Raw genomic sequence first — 5,697 nt, 5'->3', positions numbered from 1 at the left:
CCCTTTTCCATTAGTGTCAAAATAGTAGTCATGTTCAGGGCAATGTAACAATTCCCCTTCCAGTTTTCCAACCAAATTTAATGGGGCTTGCCGATGGGGGCAAATCGAGTCAGATACAACTACACAATTGGATGAGGTTTGGTAGACGAGGTAAGTATGATCAAAAAGCTTAAATCCTGTAAGCTTGGTTCTTTGAAGATTTTCAGTTAAAGGCACATAAAACCACCGGTTGAAATCATTTGTATGGTTGTCGCTTGTTAATAAAGGCTTCAAGGTATTAAATCAATAGGTAAAAGTACTTTAAGTTTAAATTCCATGAACTTTGATTAGTCGAAGGATTTGTTAGGTTTATCGAAAGGTTTTTTTATCCTTGGGTATGTTGGAAAACTAATTGGATAAGGCCAATAAAATTTTTATTCTTAACAAAGTTAAATTATCTTTGTCAGTTTTATAAATTTTCCCGATGAAAATAAAAGTTTTACTTAATTTTTCGGTTGCTATATTTCTGATATTGATTTCCAAGGATTTAAAATCCCAAGTTAATCCATCTGTTGTGGCATACAGCGATACTGTAATTTGCGGAGGAAATCCTGCCATTTTGCATGCTGAAGCTACCGGATTTCAAATTGCCTGGGGTACGGTTATTTCCAATGCAGCAGATCCTAATAATGTTTTAACCGATGATCAGTTTTATGGACAAGTTGTTAATATTGGTTTTCCTTTTACTTTTTATGGTAACACCTACAATCAAGTTTTAATTTCAACAAATAACTATCTTTCTTTTGATTTGAATAATAATACTGCCGGAGGATATTCTCCTTGGAGTATTTCAGGCACAATACCGGATGCAGCACAAACAAATATCTTGAATTCAATTTTAGGGCCATGGCAAGATATTTTGCCAACTTCCGGTGGAATTATAAAATATGCCATTGTTGGTTTGGCGCCCAATAGGGTGTTTGTGTTGGATTATAATTCTGTTTCCATGTTTAGTTGTACCACGTTGAATTTTACCAGTCAAATTCAAATATTTGAAACAAGTAACGTAATTGAAACCCACATAACCAATAAACCAATATGTTCTACATGGAACAATGGTCAAGCAATACATGGATTGCACAATGCCAACGGTACCATCGCGCATGTTGTACCAGGCAGAAATGCAGGTAATCAATGGACTGCCAACAATGAAGGTTATCGATTTACTCCAGCTGGACCAACTAACTATACCATTGCGCCAATACCATTTAACCCTATTCCAATTACCAGTGGAGGAGGAGAGGTAATTTGGACTTTAAACGGGACTCAAGTAGGAATTGGTGATACCCTTATTGTAAGTCCACCTGTAACCTCTACCTATATTGCTTCTGTTTTTGATCCGTTTTCCAATGTTACCTATGCCGATACTGTTACTGTAACTGTTACCAATACTCAACTTCAAACAACCATGGATTCGGTTAATTGCCATGGCGGAAACAATGGTATTATTGCTGCAATTCCTTTTGGTAATTTTGGACCATATGATTATTACTGGACAAACCTGGCAGGCGTTCCTCAAAGGCAAATATTCAATATTGCAGGGGCTGATAGCCTTGAGAATTTGAGTGCCGGAAATTATATTGTTTCAATGGTGGACATCTCAGGTTGTGCTTTGGTGGACACTGTAGAAGTTCTGGAGCCTAATCCAATTCAAATAAATGTGGTTCCTACCGATAATTTGTGTTTCGGAAATAATACCGGAAAAGCAACAGCCACTGTAACCGGTGGTACTTTTCCTTACACCTATTTATGGGATGACTTTTTAAATCAAACTACTCCAATTGCCGACTCCTTGTACGCCGGTGCATATAAATTAACGGTAAGAGACTATCACAATTGTTTGGATACTGCTTGGATAACTATTGGACAACCGCCACTAATGGTATTGACTACTTCAACGGTTACGGATACCTGTGAAAAAGGATTAGGAATTGCCAGGGTGAATGTACAAGGGGGGACTCCCTTCTATAGTTATTTCTGGTTAACCGATAGTATAGACCAATCCATTGCCCCTAATATTTTTGCCGGATTACATTATGTAATTGTAACAGATGCAAACAATTGCACCGATACTGCGGAAGCGATGGTGCAGAATATTGTAAGTCCGATTGCAGAATTTGAATTTACGCCGGATGAAAATGGAATCTTATATCCTGAAGTCGTATTTGGAAATTTAAGTGAAAATTCAAGTTCCTACCAATGGAATTTTGGAGATGGCAGTTCAAGTTCAAATGAGCTACATCCAGTTCATCTTTTCCCGGGAGCAGATAGTTTTTATGTTTCATTAATAGCATACAACGATTATAATTGTTCAGATACAATATCGCATTTCATCAGTTTTCCTCAGATGTTTACCATGTATATTCCAAATGCGTTTACTCCCAATAATGATGGTTTAAATGACACTTTTACTCCGAAAGGTCTTGATTTTGAACCTGCTAGTTATATTATGACTATATACAACCGCTGGGGGCAAGAAATTTTTAAGTCAAAGGACTTCAAAAATCCTTGGGATGGTAAGGATCGATCAGGTAATGTGTTGGGACCTGGCGTATATGCTTACAGTATTGTTATTGGAGAATGGACCGGATATACCAGAAAATTTGCCGGAAACATAACTATTGCCAAATAGACCATGAAGAAACTGCTGTTGATTTTCGTTTTCGGATGTGGAGCCATTTTAGCTAATGCTCAAAACTTAAAAGCCACGATTAAAACTAATCCAGGTAAGTATGGCTATGGAGAAACTGCTTTTAATTTATCATTTATTGTTACTGCCGATTCTAGGGATGAATTGATAGCCATTGATTTTACAAGCAGGGTAAAGGCCGACTCTAAAATTAATGGCTGTCAGGTCATAATAGATGATACTAGACCAATTGCAGTGCTGATAATAGAGGCTAATGTGGAAAGTGAAAATGAATTTTTGACCTTAATTAAAAATTTGTATTCCAATATTGGACTCGCGGATCTAAACCTAAATGATAGGCATTTTAATCAACCCGATACTATTCAGTTGTAAAATGAAACCAGTCAAAAATCAACATATTATATTTTGGTTTGTCTTTTTGAGTTTGTTTTTAAACAATCTATTACAAGCTCAAATAACGGCTCCAAGCGCAACCGGGCAGGCTATTACCTCCTATTCTAATGGCGCTTCAAATGATCCTATTTTTGTGTTTTGCTCACCAGATGCACAAGGTAATCCGGTAACGTCCGGAAGCCTAGTAGCAACTCCGGCGGGTGGAGTAGGTCCATACAATTACATTTGGTATCAATATAGCTCAGGTACAAACTCATGGCAAATTTATAATACTCAAAATGGGGTTGCAGGACCTAGCACTATTAATAATTTAACCAATGGTGGTTACAGAGTTACTATCGTTGATGGAGGGGGAAACGTTTTAGGCTGCTATCGTGCTTGGGTTTGGATTAAAAACACTACCGTTGATGTTGCTGCCATTGCTCCGGGATGTACCGATTTTTCGCTAACAGGAAGTTATAACTCATCTGAAACTTATACCTACTACAATCCTCCACCTGACCCATTTTTAATTTCACCGACAACAACAATTACGGTTTGTGTTAGTGCAACACATACTTATGTTTCTGATTTAGGCTTCTATTTAATTGGTCCTGCTTCTTGTGGCAATCCATTGCTTCCTCTTTCCCCTCATCCTGAATTGATTAATTCGGGTAATGGATGTTGTTGTAATAGTGGTAATAATGTTTCTAACTTATGTTTTACCACCTCTGCAAGTAATATGTTAAGTGTTTGTGGAGCCGGAACACCTTTGAGTGGAACTTATGGAATTTATGGTCCAGGTACACAGAACAATTTTAATAATCAAAACAACTGGTCATCTCTTTATGGTTGTGATGCTACTTCAGGTGGTTGGAGTATTCAAATTTTCGATTGTATTGGTGCTGATGTTGGAGCCTTAACTCATGCCACGTTGACCTTTTCCGGAACTTCATCCTGTGGAAATACTTCTATAACCTATGATTCAGGAAACATTAATTCAGTAATTAATGATGGTTCTTGCACTCCATCTAGCGCCTCTATTTATCAGGTGCCAAATCCGGTTGCACAAAGTAGAATTTTTACTGCTACTTCTTCTTTCTCCTGGTCCGGACCAAACATAACTAACAATTCTACCTTAAATACAGGCGTTTCACCTGTACCTACTACCGATACCTGGTACTATTTGCATGTTACCAATTCGGTTGGTTGCTCACATACTGATTCAGCCTTTTTTGACTACCAAGTTCCTGCAATTCCGGTAATTACTCCGGCTGGTCCTTATTGTGTTGATCATATTCCAGTAACACTTACTGCTGATCAACCCGGCGGTACCTGGTCTGGAACCGGAATTACAGATGCTACCAATGGAGTTTTTGATCCTACCGTTTCCGGTCCTGGAAGCTTTATTATAACTTATACGACCCCACCACCATGTGGCAGTCCAACTACCACCACCATTGTAGTGAATGACCTTCCACAACTTTCAGAAACTCATGTCGATGAGTCTTGTTTTGGTGTTTCAGATGGTTCGATAGATATAAGTATTGCCAACCCTGCTGCTCCAACAACTTATTCTTGGATGCCCAATGGTGAAACTACTGAAGATATCTCAAACCTTAGTCCAGGTCCATATCAAATTGATGTGACTGATGGTAATGGTTGTCAAAATACATTGTTGGTTACTATTACCGGACAATTAGCTCCATTATCTGCAACAGAAACCCATACGAATATTTCATGTTTTGGAGGAAACGATGGAAGCATAGATTTGACCGCCTCCGGAGGTGATATACCTTATAGTTTTTCCTGGCTTCCAAGCGGGGCAACTACTGAAGATGTATCTGGTTTATCTGCTGGTCCTCACGTAGTTACAATAACTGATAACCACAATTGTACTTTAAATTTTCCGGTTACCTTAACAGAACCTCCTAGTGTAACAATTACTGAAACTCATCAAGATGTTAACTGTTTTGGTCAATCTACGGGAAGCATTGATATTACAATTGTTGGAGGAACAGCCCCTTTTACTTTTAATTGGTCAAATGGAGCAACTACAGAAGATTTGACCGGACTTCCGGCCAATACCTATTCTTGTACAATAACTGATGGTTTAGGCTGTCAATCATCCATTCAAGTTATCATAACTCAACCTTTAACTGCATTGGCTGTTTCTGAGACACATATAGATGCCACTTGTTTTGGATATTGTGATGGTTCTATGGATGTTACTGCAAGTGGAGGAACAGGTCCTTATTCATACTTATGGGTTCCAAGTAATTCCACTACAGAGGATCAAAGCAATGTTTGTGCCGGGAATTATGGGGTTATTGTAACTGATGCCAATGGTTGTCCTTTTACCTTACCAATAGTTGTTTCTCAACCTGCTCAAGGTGTTAGTGTAACCGGTACAGCAACAGGAACCACTTGCAATGCAGTATGCGATGGGTCTATTGATATTACTGCATCCGGTGGCTCAGGTACTTATACCTACAACTGGTCTAATGGCGTTGGAAGCAATGAGGATCCAACCAATTTATGTGCCGGAACCTATTTTGTGACAGTAACGGATGGAACGGGAGTTTGCACCTTTACAACACTATTTGATGTATTTGAACCTACACCTGTTGTGGTTT

The 5,697-nt window shown here is 38.5% G+C and carries 4 protein-coding genes; 3 read left to right on the top strand and 1 reads right to left on the bottom strand.

The window, feature by feature from the left end:
• Window positions 1–273: Rieske (2Fe-2S) protein (locus K1X82_14555; protein MBX7183330.1), on the bottom strand; the 273-nt coding region annotated here is incomplete at its 3' end.
• 190 nt (window positions 274–463) lie between these two features.
• Between K1X82_14555 and K1X82_14550 the strand changes: the two genes are divergently transcribed.
• The 3 genes from K1X82_14550 to K1X82_14540 all read left to right on the top strand — a co-directional run.
• Window positions 464–2,671 (top strand): gliding motility-associated C-terminal domain-containing protein, encoded by a 2,208-nt coding sequence (locus K1X82_14550; protein MBX7183329.1) that lies wholly within the window; start codon window positions 464–466, stop codon window positions 2,669–2,671.
• A gap of 3 nt (window positions 2,672–2,674) precedes the next feature.
• Window positions 2,675–3,061, top strand: coding sequence for a hypothetical protein (locus K1X82_14545; GenBank protein MBX7183328.1), 387 nt, complete (start codon window positions 2,675–2,677; stop codon window positions 3,059–3,061).
• Between the two features lies 1 nt (window position 3,062).
• A partial coding sequence (locus K1X82_14540; GenBank protein ID MBX7183327.1) for a SprB repeat-containing protein occupies window positions 3,063–5,697 on the top strand: 2,635 nt, incomplete at its 3' end.

Source organism: Bacteroidia bacterium, assembly GCA_019695265.1.
Taxonomy (GTDB): domain Bacteria; phylum Bacteroidota; class Bacteroidia; order JAIBAJ01; family JAIBAJ01; genus JAIBAJ01.
Note: the sequence above shows the minus strand (reverse complement) of the source record. Positions and strands in the feature narration are given on the sequence as shown.

What these genes read in the sequence shown, in the direction of transcription:
- K1X82_14545 (MBX7183328.1), top strand. Translation starts at nt 2,675, where the DNA reads ATGAAGAAACTGCTGTTGATTTTCGTTTTCGGATGTGGAGCCATTTTA.
- K1X82_14550 (MBX7183329.1), top strand. Translation starts at nt 464, where the DNA reads ATGAAAATAAAAGTTTTACTTAATTTTTCGGTTGCTATATTTCTGATA.